At 44.6% G+C, this 17670-nt stretch carries 19 protein-coding genes and 1 other RNA gene; 13 read left to right on the forward strand and 7 right to left on the reverse strand.

What is annotated here, in order from left to right; genetic code table 11:
* Window positions 1-85: 85 nt before the first annotated feature.
* A complete protein-coding gene (locus tag NST94_RS10050) occupies window positions 86-184 on the reverse strand; it encodes a hypothetical protein (RefSeq protein ID WP_036689290.1) in 99 nt (32 codons plus the stop codon).
* A 186-nt stretch (window positions 185-370) separates the two neighbouring features.
* On the opposite strand from NST94_RS10050, the gene NST94_RS10055 reads away from it, so the two are divergent.
* From NST94_RS10055 to NST94_RS10065, 3 genes are all read left to right on the forward strand, one after another.
* The gene (locus NST94_RS10055; RefSeq protein WP_076125120.1) at window positions 371-1207 is read left to right on the forward strand and encodes a DUF624 domain-containing protein; all 837 of its coding nucleotides are present in this window, start codon (window positions 371-373) and stop codon (window positions 1205-1207) included.
* 104 nt (window positions 1208-1311) lie between these two features.
* Window positions 1312-1503: non-coding RNA, 6S RNA (ssrS, locus tag NST94_RS10060), on the forward strand.
* Window positions 1504-1662: 159 nt separating this feature from the next.
* Window positions 1663-2052, forward strand: coding sequence for a DUF1499 domain-containing protein (locus NST94_RS10065; RefSeq protein ID WP_036689295.1), 390 nt, complete (start codon window positions 1663-1665; stop codon window positions 2050-2052).
* A 190-nt stretch (window positions 2053-2242) separates the two neighbouring features.
* On the opposite strand, the gene tpx is transcribed toward NST94_RS10065, so the two are convergent.
* Window positions 2243-2761 (reverse strand): thiol peroxidase, encoded by a 519-nt coding sequence (gene tpx / locus NST94_RS10070; protein ID WP_076125122.1) that lies wholly within the window; start codon window positions 2759-2761, stop codon window positions 2243-2245.
* Between the two features lie 117 nt (window positions 2762-2878).
* On the opposite strand from tpx, the gene NST94_RS10075 reads away from it, so the two are divergent.
* Together NST94_RS10075 and NST94_RS10080 are read left to right on the forward strand one after the other, a co-directional pair.
* Window positions 2879-3514 carry a rhomboid family intramembrane serine protease gene (locus NST94_RS10075; protein WP_076125160.1) on the forward strand — a complete coding sequence of 212 codons (636 nt, stop codon included), beginning with the start codon at window positions 2879-2881 and terminating at the stop codon, window positions 3512-3514.
* A 4-nt stretch (window positions 3515-3518) separates the two neighbouring features.
* Window positions 3519-4433: a LysR family transcriptional regulator gene (locus tag NST94_RS10080; protein ID WP_076125124.1), complete on the forward strand. Its 915-nt coding sequence runs from the start codon at window positions 3519-3521 to the stop codon at window positions 4431-4433.
* Between the two features lie 36 nt (window positions 4434-4469).
* Here the strand turns inward: NST94_RS10080 and NST94_RS10085 are convergent, their stop codons facing one another.
* Complete coding sequence (locus NST94_RS10085; RefSeq protein WP_076125126.1) at window positions 4470-5141, reverse strand: zinc metallopeptidase; 672 nt, start codon at window positions 5139-5141, stop codon at window positions 4470-4472.
* Window positions 5142-5176: 35 nt separating this feature from the next.
* The gene (locus NST94_RS10090; protein ID WP_036689305.1) at window positions 5177-5608 is read right to left on the reverse strand and encodes a MerR family transcriptional regulator; all 432 of its coding nucleotides are present in this window, start codon (window positions 5606-5608) and stop codon (window positions 5177-5179) included.
* 548 nt (window positions 5609-6156) lie between these two features.
* Here NST94_RS10090 and NST94_RS10095 point away from each other — a divergent pair.
* The 3 genes from NST94_RS10095 to NST94_RS10105 are packed head-to-tail and all read left to right on the forward strand — an operon-like array spanning window position 6157 to window position 9410.
* Window positions 6157-7551 carry an ammonium transporter gene (locus NST94_RS10095; protein WP_036689307.1) on the forward strand — a complete coding sequence of 465 codons (1395 nt, stop codon included), beginning with the start codon at window positions 6157-6159 and terminating at the stop codon, window positions 7549-7551.
* 39 nt (window positions 7552-7590) lie between these two features.
* Entirely contained in the window at window positions 7591-8664 is a 1074-nt protein-coding gene (locus NST94_RS10100; RefSeq protein ID WP_076184365.1) for a DUF294 nucleotidyltransferase-like domain-containing protein, read from the forward strand.
* Window positions 8661-9410, forward strand: a complete 750-nt coding sequence (locus NST94_RS10105; RefSeq protein WP_038569828.1) for an exonuclease domain-containing protein — start codon at window positions 8661-8663, stop codon at window positions 9408-9410. Before NST94_RS10100 ends, NST94_RS10105 begins: the two co-directional genes overlap by 4 nt.
* On the opposite strand, the gene NST94_RS10110 is transcribed toward NST94_RS10105, so the two are convergent.
* A complete protein-coding gene (locus NST94_RS10110; RefSeq protein ID WP_339190458.1) occupies window positions 9392-9871 on the reverse strand; it encodes a M67 family metallopeptidase in 480 nt (159 codons plus the stop codon). The genes NST94_RS10105 and NST94_RS10110 overlap by 19 nt on opposite strands.
* Window positions 9872-10031: 160 nt before the next feature.
* Here NST94_RS10110 and NST94_RS10115 point away from each other — a divergent pair, with 160 nt between their 5' ends.
* Window positions 10032-10595 (forward strand): TlpA disulfide reductase family protein, encoded by a 564-nt coding sequence (locus tag NST94_RS10115; RefSeq protein ID WP_076191350.1) that lies wholly within the window; start codon window positions 10032-10034, stop codon window positions 10593-10595.
* A gap of 590 nt (window positions 10596-11185) precedes the next feature.
* Here the strand turns inward: NST94_RS10115 and cimA are convergent.
* The gene (gene cimA / locus NST94_RS10120; RefSeq protein ID WP_076130113.1) at window positions 11186-12805 is read right to left on the reverse strand and encodes a citramalate synthase; all 1620 of its coding nucleotides are present in this window, start codon (window positions 12803-12805) and stop codon (window positions 11186-11188) included.
* A gap of 156 nt (window positions 12806-12961) precedes the next feature.
* On the opposite strand from cimA, the gene NST94_RS10125 reads away from it, so the two are divergent.
* The 3 genes from NST94_RS10125 (at window position 12962) to NST94_RS10135 (ending at window position 16226) form a co-directional block, all read left to right on the forward strand.
* Window positions 12962-14254 (forward strand): DNA polymerase IV, encoded by a 1293-nt coding sequence (locus tag NST94_RS10125; protein ID WP_076130151.1) that lies wholly within the window; start codon window positions 12962-12964, stop codon window positions 14252-14254.
* 161 nt (window positions 14255-14415) lie between these two features.
* Window positions 14416-14658: a ferredoxin gene (locus NST94_RS10130; RefSeq protein ID WP_036689316.1), complete on the forward strand. Its 243-nt coding sequence runs from the start codon at window positions 14416-14418 to the stop codon at window positions 14656-14658.
* A gap of 134 nt (window positions 14659-14792) precedes the next feature.
* Complete coding sequence (locus NST94_RS10135) at window positions 14793-16226, forward strand: L,D-transpeptidase (protein ID WP_076130114.1); 1434 nt, start codon at window positions 14793-14795, stop codon at window positions 16224-16226.
* On the opposite strand, the gene NST94_RS10140 is transcribed toward NST94_RS10135, so the two are convergent.
* Window positions 16223-16360, reverse strand: a complete 138-nt coding sequence (locus NST94_RS10140) for a hypothetical protein (RefSeq protein ID WP_167348489.1) — start codon at window positions 16358-16360, stop codon at window positions 16223-16225. The two genes, NST94_RS10135 and NST94_RS10140, sit on opposite strands and share 4 nt — an antisense overlap.
* Window positions 16361-16569: 209 nt before the next feature.
* Here NST94_RS10140 and NST94_RS10145 point away from each other — a divergent pair, with 209 nt between their 5' ends.
* Window positions 16570-17664 (forward strand): quinone-dependent dihydroorotate dehydrogenase, encoded by a 1095-nt coding sequence (locus tag NST94_RS10145; protein ID WP_076130115.1) that lies wholly within the window; start codon window positions 16570-16572, stop codon window positions 17662-17664.
* Window positions 17665-17670: the final 6 nt, after the last annotated feature.

The following is a 17670-nucleotide window of genomic DNA, read 5'->3' on the forward strand; positions in this document are numbered from 1 at the left end:
GTTCTCGTCTTCTTTTTGCTGAAATATAAGGATGTTTGGTGAATTGTTGTGTCCTTAGTAGGGCGCGAATTTGTTTTGTGAGATATTAGTATCCGAATGTACGAGTGATGATAACGAGCAAGATAAACAATACGAGGATCGTGCCTGTAGAAGTCCAACCGCCGAAGCCAACAGGTGTAGACATGAGATAACCTCCTTTAGAATGTGGGGATTTTGGTATTTCTTATGGTTACAATCCTAATATATGGACTATAAAGGCTTTACGTATAGACGATAGTCTATAATTCAGAAAGTTGGGCTATGGAAATGAGGAGGTCAAATGAGGTATAGTTAAGATATGTAGTATGTAAGAGACAGAGGAGGAAGGGAATTGGAGTTTAAAGGAGCAATGGGCGGCTTATACCGCGTGACAGAATGGATTTCACGTATCGCAGGAAGTAATATCTTATGGGCACTATGTTCCGCCCCGTTTTTGTTTTTTGGTGTTTTAAAGATGATTATGTTAGGGACAGGCGCAGGTGGAGCGAACGAGCAAATTACATTGAACTGGGCAATGGGGATTCTAGCGCCCTTTACGGTGTTTCCAGCTTCAGCCGCTTTATTTACTGTAGTACGTAAGTGGGTAATGGGGAATACGGATGTAGGAACTTTTCGTACATTTTTCCAGGGGTATAAAGAGAACTATGTAAAAAGCATGCTCGGAGGAGTTATCTATACATTGATGTTCGTTGTTATGTACGTTGATGTAACAGTTTACATGACACAAATGCCTAACTTCAGAATTGTTGGTATTTTGATGTTGGTGCTGATGATACTTTTGTCGGTATCCATGTTTAACTTCTTTTCCATTGTGGTTCATTACCAAATGGGCTTCAAGCAAGTGATGACCAATTCTATATTGCTGACTATAGCACGCCCAATTCGTGTGTTCTCTACATTGATTGCAGCCGCGGTTCTTGTTTATATCGGTCTTAGATATCCGGCTCTGTATTTCATTTGTATTCCAACGTTGATTGCAATGGCGGCCTTCTTTAACTTCTACGCTACTTATAATAAGCTACAGCTGCAAGTAGAAAAGAAGAAACTAAAAGAGCAGGAAGAAGCAGAAGCAGCAGCATTGAACAATCGGGCGGATGAATACGACGACGATGACGATGACGATGACTACGAGGATGAAATTGATGAAAAGGACACCAAACGCATTTAACAAAATGCTGGATTAAGCGTTGGATATTTCCAGGTAATTAATTCCTGTGTAAAAATAAAGCGCATACAGGTTTACTTTTTCGTTAAAACGCAATATAATAATAACAAATCCTGCGATGTACGTTACGGTTACTCGTTGTTTTGAACCAATGATAATGTCTTGGGAGATCTACACGAAGCGCAGCTGAACCGCCCTGTCTATATGACTTGGGGAATTCAAAAACGTTTTCTGCGATCACCCACCTGCTCTAGCAGGTTCAGAAGACACTGTAGCCGGACGGCATAAGCGGGTTTTCTCTTGTTTAAGCCAAGGCGCCCTGTTTCCCGTGAATAATGGGAGCGGGCGCTTTTTTGTATGTCTGGAATAAAGGGAAAGTGAGTTATACCCTTTTGTTCCTGAGACAAGAGTGTTACACTTATAATAATGAACTTGGGATTTGTAGAGGGGGAAGAATTTTGTCGTTAAAAAGAACCTTGGTTGGCTTATTCCGCAGTCATGATGGAACAAGCGACCGCGCCAAAGATCCGACATTAAAAACGCGTTATTACAATCTAACTAAAGACAAAGCATGGGAAGAAGTTTCATCAACTTTAAAGAAAGTTCCTGGATTTAAGGTGCTTCACGAAGTGGAGTCTGTAGGTGAGATTACTCTTGAGAAAAGAACGGCATTTGGCCGTACGCTGGACATTACGGTATCGGTGCTAAATACGACGCCTGTTCGTTGTGGTGTAGATATGTATTCTGCATCTAGAGGTTCACTTGGTGATCTCGGGGCGAATTACCGTGTGATTCAACGCTTGTATGCATCTTTGGACAAAAAATTAGGAAAATACAAAGCAGACTGAATTTTAGAGGCCCGTCAAACCCTTCTTGCTTAGGGGTAGTATGAATGCGTTTACGTAAACGGTGAGCTGCTCAGTGTGTTATCGATAAATCTTTCTATTACAAAAAAAAGCGGGAGAAGGATGGACCTTCTGCCGCTTTTTTAACAGAGATAATTAAGTATTGTTGGAATAACCGCTACTGATTAAAGAATTAGAGCAGCTTCTTCACGGCAGCAATAGCATCTTCATAGTTAGGGTGCTCGGTCATTTCACTCAAATATTCAACATATACGATCTTGTCGTTCTTATCCAGAACAAAGATGGAGCGCATATCTAAGCGGAATTCTTTAATCAGCACACCATAGGCTTGTCCAAATGAGGTTGCTTTGTGGTCGGATAGAGTAATAACTCGATCGATACCGGCAGCACCGCACCAGCGAGCTTGGGCAAACGGCAGGTCCGTGCTTACCGTGAGAATTACCACATCGTCACCAAGCTCTGCGGCTTCACTGTTGAACCGGCGGGTCTGTGCGTCACATACCCCGGTATCAAGAGAAGGGACAACACTGATTAGCTTGATTTTACCGGCATAATCACTTAGAGACACGTCTTCTAGAAGATTCTTGCTCAGAACAAAATCGGGTGCAGGATCACCAGCTGTTAGCTTAGGTCCTACGAGAGTGATGGGGTTGCCTTTAAAAGTAGCTACGCCTGTTTTTTCTTGCGTCATATCCTTGTTTTCCTCCTCGAATTATAATATTGGATTCTTACTGCCACAATAAATTATAATCTTAATAGCAGGAAGATGTCCAACCGGACAAGATATATATGTAAAGGGATGGGTGTTATGATATTTATTCGATACGAAAATTGGAAAAGTTATGTCCGGTATTATCCGGTAACCTGTTTGCTCATATTGGCCAATGTGATCATGTTTATCCTGACGGTAATTAACGGAGGATCAACTAATATTCAAACGCTTATTGATTTTGGTGCTATAGTAGATGTGAGTCCGTACAAAGAGGAACTGTGGCGCTATCTGGCCGCTATTTTTTTACATAATGGGTTTTCCCATCTGTTCTTTAATTGCTTCGCTCTCCTGGTGTTTGCACCGCCTCTGGAGCGATTGCTGGGCTGGTGGCGTTATGCGCTGCTCTATGTGGCGGGTGGTTTTCTGGCAAATCTGCTTACAATTGCGATTAGTGCCCGCTCAGTAGTAGAGGTTGGTACGGTTTCGGTTGGTGCTTCTGGAGCAATCTACGCCATTTATGGTGCATTTTTATACATTGCCGTTATTCAACGGGCGATGATGGATGAGGGCTCGCGTAAGACTTTATACGGATTGCTAATGATCGGGATCATTATGTCGTTTGCTACACCGAATGTGAATTGGGTTGCACATCTCGGAGGTTTGGTTTCTGGCTTTTTCGTGTATGGGCTAATTATTCGTATATTCAAAAAAAGCCTAAGACAGGGGCGATGATGGAGTGGAGCTAAGACAGCTGCAATATTTTTTAAAGGTAGCTCAAAAAGAACACGTAACAAGAGCGGCAGAAGAGCTTCATGTAGCGCAGTCTGCGGTAAGTCGTCAGATTCATCAGCTGGAGCAAGAGCTTGGGGTTGATCTATTCATGCAAAAAGGGCGCAATCTGCAGCTTACCCCTGTTGGGCAGCTCTTTTGCAAGAAGGTTGAGAGTATCCTTAAGGAGTTGGAGCATTCAGTAAATGAGGTGCATGAATTTCTGGATCCCGAGCGTGGTGAGATTCGGATTGGATTCCCGCATAGCCTTGGCACACATCTAATCCCGACTATCGTTGCAGATTTTCGTAAGTATTATCCTCATGTCAAATTTCGTTTTAAACAAGGATCTTACCCTTCTTTGATAAAAGACGTATTGTCTGGAGAAGTGGATTTAACTTTCATTTCACCTTTTCCTGAGAATGATGAGCATGTCTCGGGGGATATTGTAATGACTGAAGAGTTGTTTGCGATTCTTCCTCAGAATCACCGGCTGGCAGGAGAATCTGAAATTCGGTTGGAACAGCTGCAAAAAGAGAAGTTTGTTCTATTCAGCCAAGGCTATTCGTTGAGACCTATCGTTTGGCAAGCTTGCTTGCAGGCGGGATTCCAACCGCAGATTGCTTTTGAAGGCGGAGAGACCGATACCATTCGTGGTTTGGTGGCCGCAGGGATGGGTGTAAGCTTGCTTCCGGAGATGGCGTTCTATCAGACGAATCCTCTTCAACCAGCCCAGGTGAAGGTTGTGGAGCCTGCGGTGACGAGAACGGTTGGTTTGATCTACCGTACAGATAGTAAATTACCGCTGGTGGCACGTTCCTTTCGGACTTTTTTAATCTCCTACTTTAAAGCTAGGCAAAATAATACCCCGGTCGGCTCTTAGCCTTCCGGGGTTTTTGTTGTTTAGAGGTAAGCGATATTAGTCGCGGTTGCCTAAAAAGACGGTGATCAAGCGAAGCAATTCAAGCAAGGATACTAGAGCGGCAGCAACATAAGTTAATGCAGCGGCGTTGAGAACCTTTGCTACTCCGCGTTCTTCTTCGTTGCGGATGAAACCTTGTTCTACCATGACCTGACGAGCCCGGTTACTGGCGTTGAATTCTACAGGCAGCGTTACGAGCTGGAATGCAACAGCTGCTGAGAAGAAAATGATACCCAAGCCTATAAGATTAAAGTAACCGAAGATGAAACCTGCCATCAGCATGAAAGGCGCGATGCCTGATGCGAAATTAACTACCGGGAACATCCGGTGACGAAGTGTCAACATAGGATAACTTACTTTATGCTGAATCGCGTGGCCTACTTCGTGACAAGCGACAGAAATTGCTGAGATGGAACTTTCATAATACACAGGCTCTGATAAGCGTACAACTCTGTGGATGGGGTCATAATGGTCTGAGAGTGTGCCTCTTACAGGTTCAATCGGAACATCGTGTAAGCCATTAGCATCGAGCATACGTCTCGCGGCTTCATATCCAGTCAGGCCGTTCGAATTAGCTACCTTTGACCACTTGCTGAAGGTTCCTTTGACTCTAAACTGTGCCCACAATGAGAAAAGAAAAGCAATAATTACTAATAGGTACATAAACATAGATGCATTCCTCCACTGTATTGTAAATATGGTATTTACATTGGCGGTCCTTGCGTAAGCAATAGCCGGATCGCTTCCATGCAGGCTAATCCCTGAGGGAGCAGATTTGAAAGTACGCGACTGGCCTGTCCTGGCTTCAAACCACTAATAAGAGGTTCAAGGGCTTTTACTTCCCGTTCTAGCCGCTGCATTTGCTGCTCTAACTCAACTAATTTATCAGAGACGTCAGTTTCTGGTGTTGCCTCGTTCCATTTGCCTAGCATAGATTTGATTTCTTCCAATGAATACTTGTCATGCTTTAATTGAGTAATACGTTCTAAAGCAGCCAAGGTTTCATGGCTGTATAGCCGATAATTTTTGGTGCTTCTAGATTCCGGGGAGATTAATCCCAGTTTCGTGTAATAATCAATAGTTCGTTCACTAATGTGAGCAGCCTTAGCTAATTCTCCAATTCGATACAAAATCATATCCCCATTTAATCTCGCCTCACTAATTGAATACGACTGCCGATAAGTGGCGGTCATCTCCTAAATTGATGGTTTCTTATGCTATCTGTAATGATAACAAACTGGAAACCATACAGTCAAACGTCATACTTTCATAAAGTATATGCAGTAAAGAAGGGTTAATTCATGAACGGTGATCTGTAGTTTCTATACAATACACTCAAACTCAAAGGGATATCAAATTTGAAGAATGATTGAGGTTCAAAACTATAAGTTACCCCGATACATAACATTAAATGTTATGTATTTTGTAATTTTGGTAAAAGATGCGTTCAAGTATTAGGTAATATAAATGAGGTTGTGCGCGTAGTTATTTTAATGAAAATGCAGCTAGAATCAGGCCTTTAGGACCTCTAGTCCATTAGTACTGTGAAAATTTCGTGTGCTCAAATAAAATAAAATAAAAACATTCCTAAAATAGTCTTGTCAATTTACCTGACTTCTGATTATAATGACATTAAGAGTTTCACGCTTTGTTAGAAAATATAACATTGGGGAGTGGGGTAAAAATGAAAAAGAAATGGTTGATGATGTTACTGGCCATGATTACACTGATGATTTATCCGGTAAGTGCTTTTGCAGCGGACGGTCCGACGAACGTTGACTTACAAGTCGGATTGGACACAGCGTTTACCTTCCTGGCATTCATTTTAGTATTCTTTATGCAAGCAGGGTTTGCAATGCTCGAAGCGGGTTCGGTTCGGATGAAGAATGCAGGGCATGTAGCAGGTAAGACAGTACTAACTCTGGCTATCGCAAGTCTTTGCTTCTGGGCTATCGGCTTTGGACTTGGTTTCGGTAACGGCAATGGCTTCTTCGGTACTACAGGCTTCTTGTACGGAGGAGATTCAACCGCAGCTTCTTTTGAATCACTTGCATTTTCTGATGTTACTTTAAATGTTAAATTCTTATTCCAAATGGCCTTTGCAGCAGTTTCCTTGGCTATCGTATCTGGTGGTATGGCAGAACGTGCGAAGCTAAGTGTGTATATCATTTTCGGAATTTTGTTCTCCGTCGTAATTTATCCAGTTGTAGCTCACTGGGTATGGGGCGGTGGCTGGTTGGCTGAGCTGGGTATGCAAGATTATGCAGGTTCCACGGTTGTCCATCTTACAGGTGCAACGGCAGCAGTCGTAGCAACCATATTGCTTAAGCCTCGGCTTGGTAAGTTTAATAAAGAAGGTAAACCCGTGATCATTCCAGGTCATAACCAAGTATTTACTGTACTCGGTGTTATTATCCTCTGGTTTGGTTGGTTCGGATTCAATCCAGGTAGTGCTTTGTCCCCAATGGGCGGTTTCTTCGGTCACGTAGCCCTAACAACGAACATCGCAGCAGCAGCAGGTGGTTTGGCAGCATTGATTGCTTCTTGGTTGTACTTTGGTAAGTCTGATATTCCAGCAATGCTGAATGGTGTTCTGGCTGCATTGGTTGCAATCACAGGAGCGTGTGCTTTCGTTGATCCATGGGCAGCAATCATTATTGGTTTTGTAGCCGGTGCTTTTACATTCATGACTTCCCAATGGCTGGAACGTGCAGGGCTTGATGATCCAATCTATGCTTTTTCGGTGCATGGTATTGCGGGGATGTGGGGTGCAGTTTCAACGGGTCTGTTCGCTGTACCTGAGCTTATTACTAAAGGCGGCTTGGTAGGTGAAGCTGGGTTGTTCTACGGTGGCGGTTTCCATCAACTAGGGGTTCAAGTGCTTGGTGTGGTTGGAACATTTGTTTTCGTAGCCGTTCTTTCTTTCATCATCTTGTATGTAATGAAGGTAACTATCGGACTTCGCGTTACAGAAGAAGAAGAATTAATGGGTCTGGATATCAGTGAGCATGGTACTTACGGATACCCTGAGCAAATGAAATTGATCGCAGATTCGGAATCCAAAACCCTTAAACAATAACATTTCAACTCGGACAGGGAGGCGGACCGTGTGGCATCGATGGAGTTAACAGATGAGTATAATGAAGAAAGCTTTAGGACCATCGTATTGGCCGGTTCGTCAGAGGAGCTTAGGGAGAGGCGTGTTGCCTGTCAAAAAGTACTTCTCGAACAGTTGAATGTTATTCCTATAGAGGAATGGATGTTCCGTGTGAATACTATGCATGATCTTATTGCCCAAACCGCAGTACTCATATGTGAGGCGCAGATGAAAGAGGCGGGCTATGGCCCGCCTCCCTGTGCTTATTCCTTTATTGTGTTTGGCAGCAGTGGGAGGCAGGAGGCAACGCTTTGGAGCGATCAGGATAATGGCCTGATAGTCGAAGGAGAGCCTGATGGGGAAAAAAATCGCTATTTCGAATTTTTCGGAACTTTGTTATCCGATATGCTTGAAGAAGTAGGATATGAGAAATGTGCGGGGAAGGTAATGTGCTCCCAAGTCATGTGGCGTAAGACATTATCTGAATGGATAGAGCAGCTTGATAGCTGGAGAACTCAGTTGGAATGGGAGCCGATCCGGTATCTTATTATCTCTTCTGATATGCGTCATGTGGCAGGAAGCGTGAAGTTATCAGCGAAGTGGCAAGAAGCTTTCTATGAAGGCTTTGCGGAAAATGAGCAGCTGTCTAATGCTGTTCTTCGCAATACAGTACGCCACAAAGCGACTTTGAATTTACTGGGACAGGTGTTAACAGAACGGTTTGGTGATTATGCAGGCGGATTTGATGTTAAGTATGGGGTCTATATTCCGTTAGTGAACATTGTTAGACGGTTGTCATTACTACATGGCATTAGAGCTGGCTCGACATTAGAGCGGATTGAAGCGCTTGATAGGCTTGGGAAATATCAACATTTAGAGGATATCCGCAGAGCTTTCTTATTAGCAATGCGGTTGCGAGTGAACACGCCATATAGTGTTCAGGATGGATTGTTAATCAGCAGTGATTATGTAGCTGAGAGTGAATTGAAGAATAAGCAGCTGCTGTCTGAGCTGCGTGAAAGCCTGCTGCTTGTCAGACGCCTTCATCGGGCGCTGCAGCGTCAGCTCCGCTCAGCGGAAAGGTGGCGGTCATGAGGGAGCCGAACAAAAGCGGAGGATTCTGGAGTAATCTAAGACAAGGTGGAATGCCCTCGGCAATTGCTTCGATGAGAGGTGGGGAAACTGCGCAACAGACTGCGCAGCAAATGGCCTTTATTCGATCTTTGATGCGAGAGAAGCGGCGGCCTGAGGTGCTGCATACCCCATTGTCTGAATTAGAGACAGTGATCTTTGATCTAGAGACTACAGGCTTTTCCCATCAGCATGGGGATGAGATTATGTCTTTCGGAGCCGTCAAGGTTGTTGGAGAGCAGATCAAAGAAGAGGAATGCTTTTATACACTGGTGAACTGTCAGACGGCTATTCCGGAGGATATTACAAGGCTGACTGGGATTACGGAAGAAATGACACAATCCGCTCCCTCCTTAATGGATGGCCTTCATAATTTTATGTCCTTTGTAGGTCAAAATGTGCTGGTGGCACATGCAAGCTCACATGATAAGGCTTTTCTTAATGCTGCTTTATGGAAAACCTCTAAAGTTCAGCTAACACACCGTGTGCTGGACACGATGATGTTAGCGCGATGGCTTGAGCCACAGCGAAGTAATTATTCGCTGGATGAGCTGCTATATGTGCATGAAATTCCGATTCATGGCCGTCATCATGCCTTGGAAGACGCAAAGATGACAGCACAGCTGTGGGTGATCTACCTGCGGGAAATTTCGGAGCGCGGCCAAGTGGATACCTTGGGTGATCTTTATGCTTATTTAAGTAGAACGTGAAGCGGGGCTTGAGATAAACCGCGGAACAAATTTCCGCCGCGGTTATCAGGCAAACGCTCAATATAAAATCCGTTCAGAATGGGATTGCCGCTATCTTTGGTGTTGGGAGAACCTATAAGATAAAGCGCAAACTCAGGTCCTAGTGCTGTTAGTCCTTTATAATCGGCAACTGAAGGGATAGGTGCTGAATGTGGGTGGGAATGAAATAGGCCGATGATTGTCGGTTCGTTGTAAAGAACATCAATCCACTCTTCAGGGTGAGGAGTAAAGGTGTGCAGCGGGTCTGGCGCTACGTTGCGCAAGGGTACGTAAGTATCTATGAGCATGCCACCCGCTGCGGCAGCACCCAGCAGGACTCCGCATGCTTCATGCGGATAACAGGACAGCAGGTGCTTCCCCAGTGCTTGCTGTACGGAATATTTCAGTCTAATAGGCTGGACATTTCCCTGGAATGCTGCCATTTGTTCACCCCTCTCTCTTCATTAGGGTTTCGTCGCAGACGAAACCCTCTTTTTTATTATAAAAGTATATATTATTGTGTAAAAAATGGATGGTTTGAAATTTAACCTATTGAGGGTACAATAGTAGAAAACTATTCCAATCGTAAAGGAACAGATGACTATGAAAGCAAGTAATAAATTAAATATAACAGTATTACTCATAGTTGTATGTGTTGCTGTGTTTGCGGTGTGGTATAATCGTGAGCCAAAAGCAGAAGCTGTGCTTGCGCAACAAAATGAGCTGCCGATGAAGAGCGGACCTAAGGCTGGACTGCGTGCACCTTCGTTTTCACTTCAGGGAACAGATGGGACTACCTATGTTGTTGATGGCCCCAGAGATAAAGCGGTAATCCTTAATTTCTGGGCTTCATGGTGTGATCCCTGCCAGCAGGAAGCTCCTGAACTTAATACCATGGCCACTAAGTATAAGGATGTTCTAGATATCTACGGTATTAATGTGAGCAGTCAGGATTATAAACCCAATGCTGAACGTTTTATCAAGAAATACGGTCTTGTGTTTCCGGTTATGTTTGATGTAAAAGATGAGGTGTACAGCAAATATAATGGAGCTGTTTTTCCCACCAATGTGCTCATTGATAAGAATGGAGTGATCTCTGAGATTATTCTAGGTATTCTTAGCCCTGAAGAGTTGGAGGAGAAAATAATCAAGCTTACCGAATCATGAAGCAGGCTGTCCCATGTGGAGACAGATCTGCTTTTTTCTCCAAACAGCAAAAGTCTATAGATCAGCGATTCTTCTTTTTGGAGGATCGCTGATCTGCGTTTTTGGTCAGCCGTGATTTGCTTTAGTTGACCCCAAGCATTAATTTCACTATACAGTGGAGCAGAAATGGCTGGAACCCCGAAGTAAGCCTCGTTAGAACAATTGGGGAATTTCTCCCTATTATTTCGAGATCTCGGGTCATTCAACGAATAATTAGGGAAAATATCCCTCTAATCTAGCTGTTTTGGTGGAAAATAATGAAATCACCCTGATTTTTAGGGAGGAATTCCCTGGTTCTGTTCATTTATAGCGAATATCGGCTATTTTCAGGGAGTTTTTCCCTAATTACTCTACCGCACCCGCACCCCGCACTCGCCCCTGCGCATCCCGCACCGCACACTGCCCATTGCTCACCGCCCACCACCCAAAGTCTATGGGCTAAAGCAATAGTCCGTTATATAGCCTATTTAATAAAAAGAAGCTGCCCTATAAGTAGAATTCTACTTTTGGGAAGCTTCTTTTTTGTCTTACAAAATTCTATAAGTGATCAATTAATGATTGACCAGGCCTCTAGGTTCATTGCTGGTCGTCTTCTCATTCTCCAATGAGAGCTCATTGAGAAGCGCGTAGCGCATACTGTCAACAAGAGCCTCCCAGCTGGCTTCAATTACGTTACTGGAGACACCAACCGTACTCCAGGTGTCTGTGAAGTTCTTGGATTCAATCAATACCCTTACCTTCGCTGCAGTCTGATCCTGTTCATCTATTACACGGACTTTATAGTCGGATAGATGCATTTCCTTTAATTGTGGGAAATAGGTCTGTAATGCTTTACGAAGCGCGTTATCGAGTGCGTTGACTGGACCGTTACCTTCAGCAGCAGTATAAAGATTCTCACTGCCAACTTTCAGTTTCACGAACGCTTCAGATACTACTGGATGTTCTGCGGTTTTCTCAACTAACATCTTGAAGGATTCAAAGGTAAAGGTTTCATTCATCTCGCCGGTAGCTTCCCGAAGGAGTAGCTCCAGTGAGGCATCGGCACCTTCAAATTGATAACCTTGATGTTCCATCGTTTTAATCTTCTCGATCACCCGGCGAGCCTGCTCGCTGCTTGGATCCAGATTTAAACCCATGTCCTGTGCTTTGGAGAGTACATTGCTCTGTCCGGCAAGTTCGGAGACCAGCACACGCTGCTTGTTCCCGACAAGCTCAGGAGCGATATGCTCATAGGTCCGTGAATCACGCATGATGGCGGAGACATGGATTCCACCTTTGTGTGCGAAAGCTGCATTTCCGACATAAGGCTGATTTACCGGCAGATTAACATTAGCCACTTCACTAATATAGCGGGCAGTGTTGGTAATCTGCGATAATGAATCGCCTGGAATACAGTGATAACCCATTTTGATCTGTAGTGTAGGAATAATAGAACATAGGTTGGCGTTACCACACCGTTCACCGTAACCATTAATGGTACCTTGTACTTGCCGTGCTCCAGCTCCGATGGCGCTAAGTGCATTGGCAACCGCTAGCTCACAGTCATTGTGAGTGTGAATTCCGAGATTGGCTCCGGGCAATTGTTGATTTAGAGCGGTAACAATCTCATGAATTTCGTAAGGTAAGGTCCCACCGTTGGTATCGCACATTACAAGCCAATCTGCTCCGGCTTCCCGGGCTTTGGACAGAACAGCTGCTGCATATTCAGGATTATTCTTGTATCCGTCGAAGAAATGCTCGGCATCAAAAATCACTTCAAGGCCTTGGTGTTTCAAGTAGGATATGGAGTCGCCGATCATGGCGAGATTCTCCTCAAGCGTAGTCTGTAATGCAGTGTGTACATGGAAATCCCAAGATTTTCCGACGAGTGTAGCAGCAGGAACCCCTGCGTCAATCATACGTTTTAAATTGTCATCGTTTTCGGCCAAGGAATTCTTCCGCCGAGTGCTGCCGAACGCTGTAATTTTGGCGTTCAGATGAAGCTCCTTGACTCTTTTGAAAAATTCAATGTCTTTATTGTTGCTTCCCGGGATGCCACCTTCAATATAGTGCACACCCAGATCATCGAGTTTCTTGGCAATCTTCAGCTTGTCGTCAGCCGACAGACTGATGCCTTCACCTTGGGTGCCGTCGCGTAATGTAGTATCGAAGATGGAGATGGACTTAGACATGAGAGTCCTCCTTATAGGGAAATGAATTTATATATTATAGCATTTTTACGCGGGAATGTAACAAAGAACTTTACAGCCTCTTAAGTTGACCTAACCGCAGCGGAGAGTTATTCTAAGTTGGACAATAGAAAACCTGAGGATAAGAAGGTAGATATTGTGCAGAATGTTGATCAGTATTATCCAACGAGTGGCAGGGTTATCCTGCATGTTGATATGAATGCTTTTTACTGCTCTGTGCATGAGGCAGAGGACCCTGACCAATATAGAGGCAAAGCTACTGCGGTTGCGGGTAGTGTTGAATTGCGGAAAGGGATCATAGTGACTTGTTCCTACGTCGCCCGCAGAATGGGGATTTCGACGGGAATGCAGGTTCAGAAGGCGCTTCGTATTTGTCCATCGCTTATCGTTATTAAACCGGACTTCCATTTATACCGCAAATATTCTAATGCTTTTATGCAGATTGCATATAGCTATACTCCGTTACTGGAAGCAGTGTCCATCGATGAATGTTACCTTGATATAACTGGCTCCAGACAATTCGGTACACCCATGGAAATAGCGGAGACGATTCAGCGCCGTATAATGGAAGAATTGGGCTTGCCATGCTCAGTGGGGATCGCTCCCAATAAGCTGCTTGCGAAGATGGCTTCCGATTTAAAAAAGCCAAACGGTATTTCAGTGCTGCGACTGCGGGATGTGCCTAAGATTTTATGGGACAAGCCTTGTAACGAAATGTTCGGCATTGGTGGAAAAACAGCAGAAAAGCTCCGCAAACTGGGCATTTACAGTATTGGTCAATTAGCAGCGGCTGATGAAAATATGCTGGTTGAGAATTTCGGAGTTATGGGCTCATGGCTAAAGCGTGCTGGCAACGGTATTGATCATGGGATCGTTAATCCTGAGCGGGAGCAGAGTAAGTCGATTGGACACACCACAACATTGCCGCGGGATGTCATAGGTCTTGCTGAGGTACGACCGATTTTGTTGAATTTAAGTGATCAGGTAGCCCGGCGCTTGCGTAAGCAAGGTCTTGTTGCCTCAGGGGTGCAGCTGACCATTCGGACACCCGATATGAAGACCATAACCCGTTCGCGTCAGCTAGAGGCTCCTTCGGAGAGTGGGGAGGATATCTACAAGTCCGTCTGCGATCTATATGTTCGTCATTGGAATGGGGAGAAGCCTGTGCGGCTGCTGGGTGTGACCCTGCAGGGCTTGATTGCTAAAGAGGATTCTGCCATTCAGCTTGATTTGTTCGATTACGAACGTCAGCCTAAGAAAGAGTCTCTTAACAAGACTATGGACATGCTACGTAATAAATTCGGTGAAAATGCAGTGTTGACCGCCGGGATGTTAAGCGATTCTCACTCTGCAAGGCTCCGCAATCATAAAGAACGTGGCACTTCGTTGCAAAAGGATAATCTTCTATCTGTCGAGTCTGATAAAGAGTAACAAGAACATTCTATGACATGTCAAAATAGATGCCGTAGAATGCGTCAGAAATGCAAACGTATTGAAAATCGATTGAAATTGTATTCTTTTTATATTAATATGAGAAAATATAAGACGCTGGTACAACAGCGCTGTATTGTTCAACGGGAGGCAGAGATAAAATGGCTAAGTACACTTGGGTCGAAAAAGACACTTGTATCGCTTGCGGTGCATGTGGCGCAACGGCTCCTGATATTTTTGATTACGATGACGAAGGTTTGGCAGAAGTTATTTATGAAAATGACGGAAACCACGGCATCACAGCGATTCCGGATGATTTGTTTGATGATCTCCAGGATTCTTGTGATGGATGCCCAACCGACTCTATTAAAATTGCGGATGAGCCTTTTAACAAAGAGGGCTAATTAGCCGGGATTTTGTAACTTCTAGCACAACATAAAGACATCTCTCGCGAACTTTTGTTCAGCTAGGGATGTCTTTTTTGCGATGTCTGACCGATATTAATGTAGGAAGGAATTATAAAATTTCGGAGGTTCCGATGAAAAATTCTCAGCACCTCAAAGCATATGTACAGATGCATCCAGACAATAAGATGGCATGGTACTTGCTGGGTAAGGAATACTATAAGAACGGTCAACAGGGGAAAGCTAACTATTGCTTCAATCAGGCTGGAGAAGTATATGAAGCTTTCGAGCATAGTAAGGTGCCTGCGGAAACGCTACGGGAATATGAGGAAGGGCTGCTTCAGGCAAGCCGCCAGCGGGACCGAAGGCAGCAAAGATTCCGCTACATTATGCTTGGGCTGATGCTTCTATTACTGGTTATGGTGCCATCGGCTGTGGCTCCGGGTCTAGATATTGCGGAAGATCAGGAAATGGTCCAAGACACGGTTGCTTCTGAAGTCAAAGATCCGCTTGACCAAAAAGATGTTAAGAAGGAACCCGTTCTAGAGGCACGAAAAATGATGTATACAGCGCAAGAGAGTGGAGCTTCGGCTTCGTCAGGGAAGCTGATGGCAACTATGCTAATGCGCGAGGAACCGTTTCAAGCTGCTATTTTGGGCATGGAGCGGGAAGGGAAGTGGCTGCTGTGGAAAGAGAAGCTTCCGCTTAATTCCACACTGCAGAAGAATGGGAACGGACGGTTGGTATACCAATCCTATGATCCAGCGGCATGTGCATGCGAACCGCCAGAGCAAGGGGAACTTGCGGTGGATGCAGCTAAGTGGCAGGGGGATCAAGAGGAGCTAGCTACATTATGGAGTGCAATGAGGTCTTATCAGAATCATAAAGGCAAGCTTCCGGCTTCTTTGGCGGAATTGACCAGACCTTTTCCGGAAAATTGGATTGGCGGGACGACACCAGTTATGAAACGTGAGTTCAAATCTCTTAAGGAAATAGCAACTGCTAAGGCACTGGGTACACCGGAAGTTGCGGGTGAGCCTCCAAGCTCAACTGCTGAGGCGGGAATGGGCATACCGACGGCGTTAAGCGAGAGTGGAAGTAGTGGAAAGGGCGTTCCTTTTTTTGACCAGCCGCTTAGAGTGATTGTGGATAAACAAAAACACCGCTTGGCAGTAGTCAGCGGCTCTGTTATTCTACGAAATTATGAGGTAGGGCTTGGGGGAGACAAGACTCCGGAAGGCAATTTCATCATTACAGATAAAGTGGTCAATCCAAACGGTCATGATAATGGGGAGTTCGGAAGCCGCGGACTACAACTTTCAGATAGTAATTATGCTATTCATGGCACCAATGAGCCAGAAAGTGTCGGCAAGGATGAATCCCTTGGCTGTATTCGGATGAGTCGAGAAGATGTGGAAGAACTATTCGCTATGATTCCAAAAGGAACAAAAGTGGTGATTAGTAAAGGGGTTCTGCCTGACAAGCAGCTGCTGCCGGCGAAACGCTTCAACCCTGCTGCTCCATATGATCAGACCAACCCCCACAAAGTATACCACTGGCTGAATTAGTTCCCGGCAACTATAAACAGAACGATGATGAGAAGAATTAGTAAAGTTAAACTTACGCCGATCCACATTAGCGCTTTACGATTAACTTCTTCTTTCTTTTGCTGCAAAGTTGGTGGTTTACGTTTAGTTGACATCCAGCATACCTTCTTTCTCTCTTAATCGCTGATTACCCCTATATTGTAATGCGTTTACAAGAAAATTACTATACTTTGGGTTAAGCTCTCTGCACACTTACAGGGTAAAATGCTTTTCTTTTGTTCAAGAAAAGGCTAAAATTAAGAAGAAACCTACAGAATCGGGTAGACACGTGGATTAGTGAAGTACCCCTTAAGGAGCGAGAACGGTGTTGTATCGTAATTTTGGTAAACCAATTTTCTTTAAGCTGGACCCTGAGAAGGCTCACCATCTCGTCATAGGTGGATTGGATAAATCATCATCAGTTCCAGGGGGAAGCGCGGCATTGCGTTTAATGTATGGCGTTCCTGAAACGGCAGATTTAGCAGTTGATCTGTTTGGCATACATTTTCCGACTCCAGTTGGACTGGCAGCAGGCTTGGATAAGAATGCCGAGGCCGTTTCTGGATTCTCTTCGATCGGATTCGGATTTATGGAAGTGGGGACGGTTACCCCTAAGGGTCAGCCGGGTAATGATAGCCCGCGTTTGTTCCGTCTTCCCTCTGATGAAGCTCTGATCAATCGTATGGGCTTCAATAACGAAGGGGCTGACGCTATGGCAGAGCGTCTAAAAAAATTAAAAAATCGCAGAGTTCCAATAGCAGTAAATATTGGACGGAATAAAATAACTAGTAATGAAGCGGCTCATGAAGATTATCGTCAGTGTATCCGTACGCTTTATCCGTACGGTGATTTTTTTGTGGTCAATATCAGCTCACCAAATACACCGGGGCTGCGCAGTCTCCAGCATGGCAGCGAATTAGCGTTCCTGCTGGCACAAGTAAAGGAAGAAATGGAGATTCAGCGTAAAGCCACAGGCCTGAATAAGAGCTTGTTGGTTAAGATTGCTCCAGATGTAAGTGACTCTGAGTTGGAGTATATGGTTCAATCACTGACAGAAGCTGGTATGGATGGTATTATTGCTACGAATACTACATTGAACCGGGATGGACTTAGTCATGAAAAGGCTAATGAGACAGGTGGATTAAGCGGTAAGCCACTTCGTGACCGGTCAACGGAAATCATTCGTAGGATTTATCGCCAGACTGAAGGGAAGATGCCGATCATAGGTTCAGGGGGCATATTCACCAGTCAGGATGCGTATGACAAGATAAGAGCAGGCGCAAGTCTGGTCGAAATTTATACAGCACTCATCTACGAAGGACCGGAGGTTAACCGCAGGCTGCATGCCGGATTACGGCAGCTCTTACGGCGGGACGGATTCAGTCATATCTCTGAAGCAGTGGGTGCTGATCATCACTGATTGAAG

The sequence above is a fragment of the Paenibacillus sp. FSL H8-0282 genome, from assembly GCF_037963825.1.
Classification (GTDB): Bacteria; Bacillota; Bacilli; order Paenibacillales; family Paenibacillaceae; genus Paenibacillus_AQ; species Paenibacillus_AQ odorifer.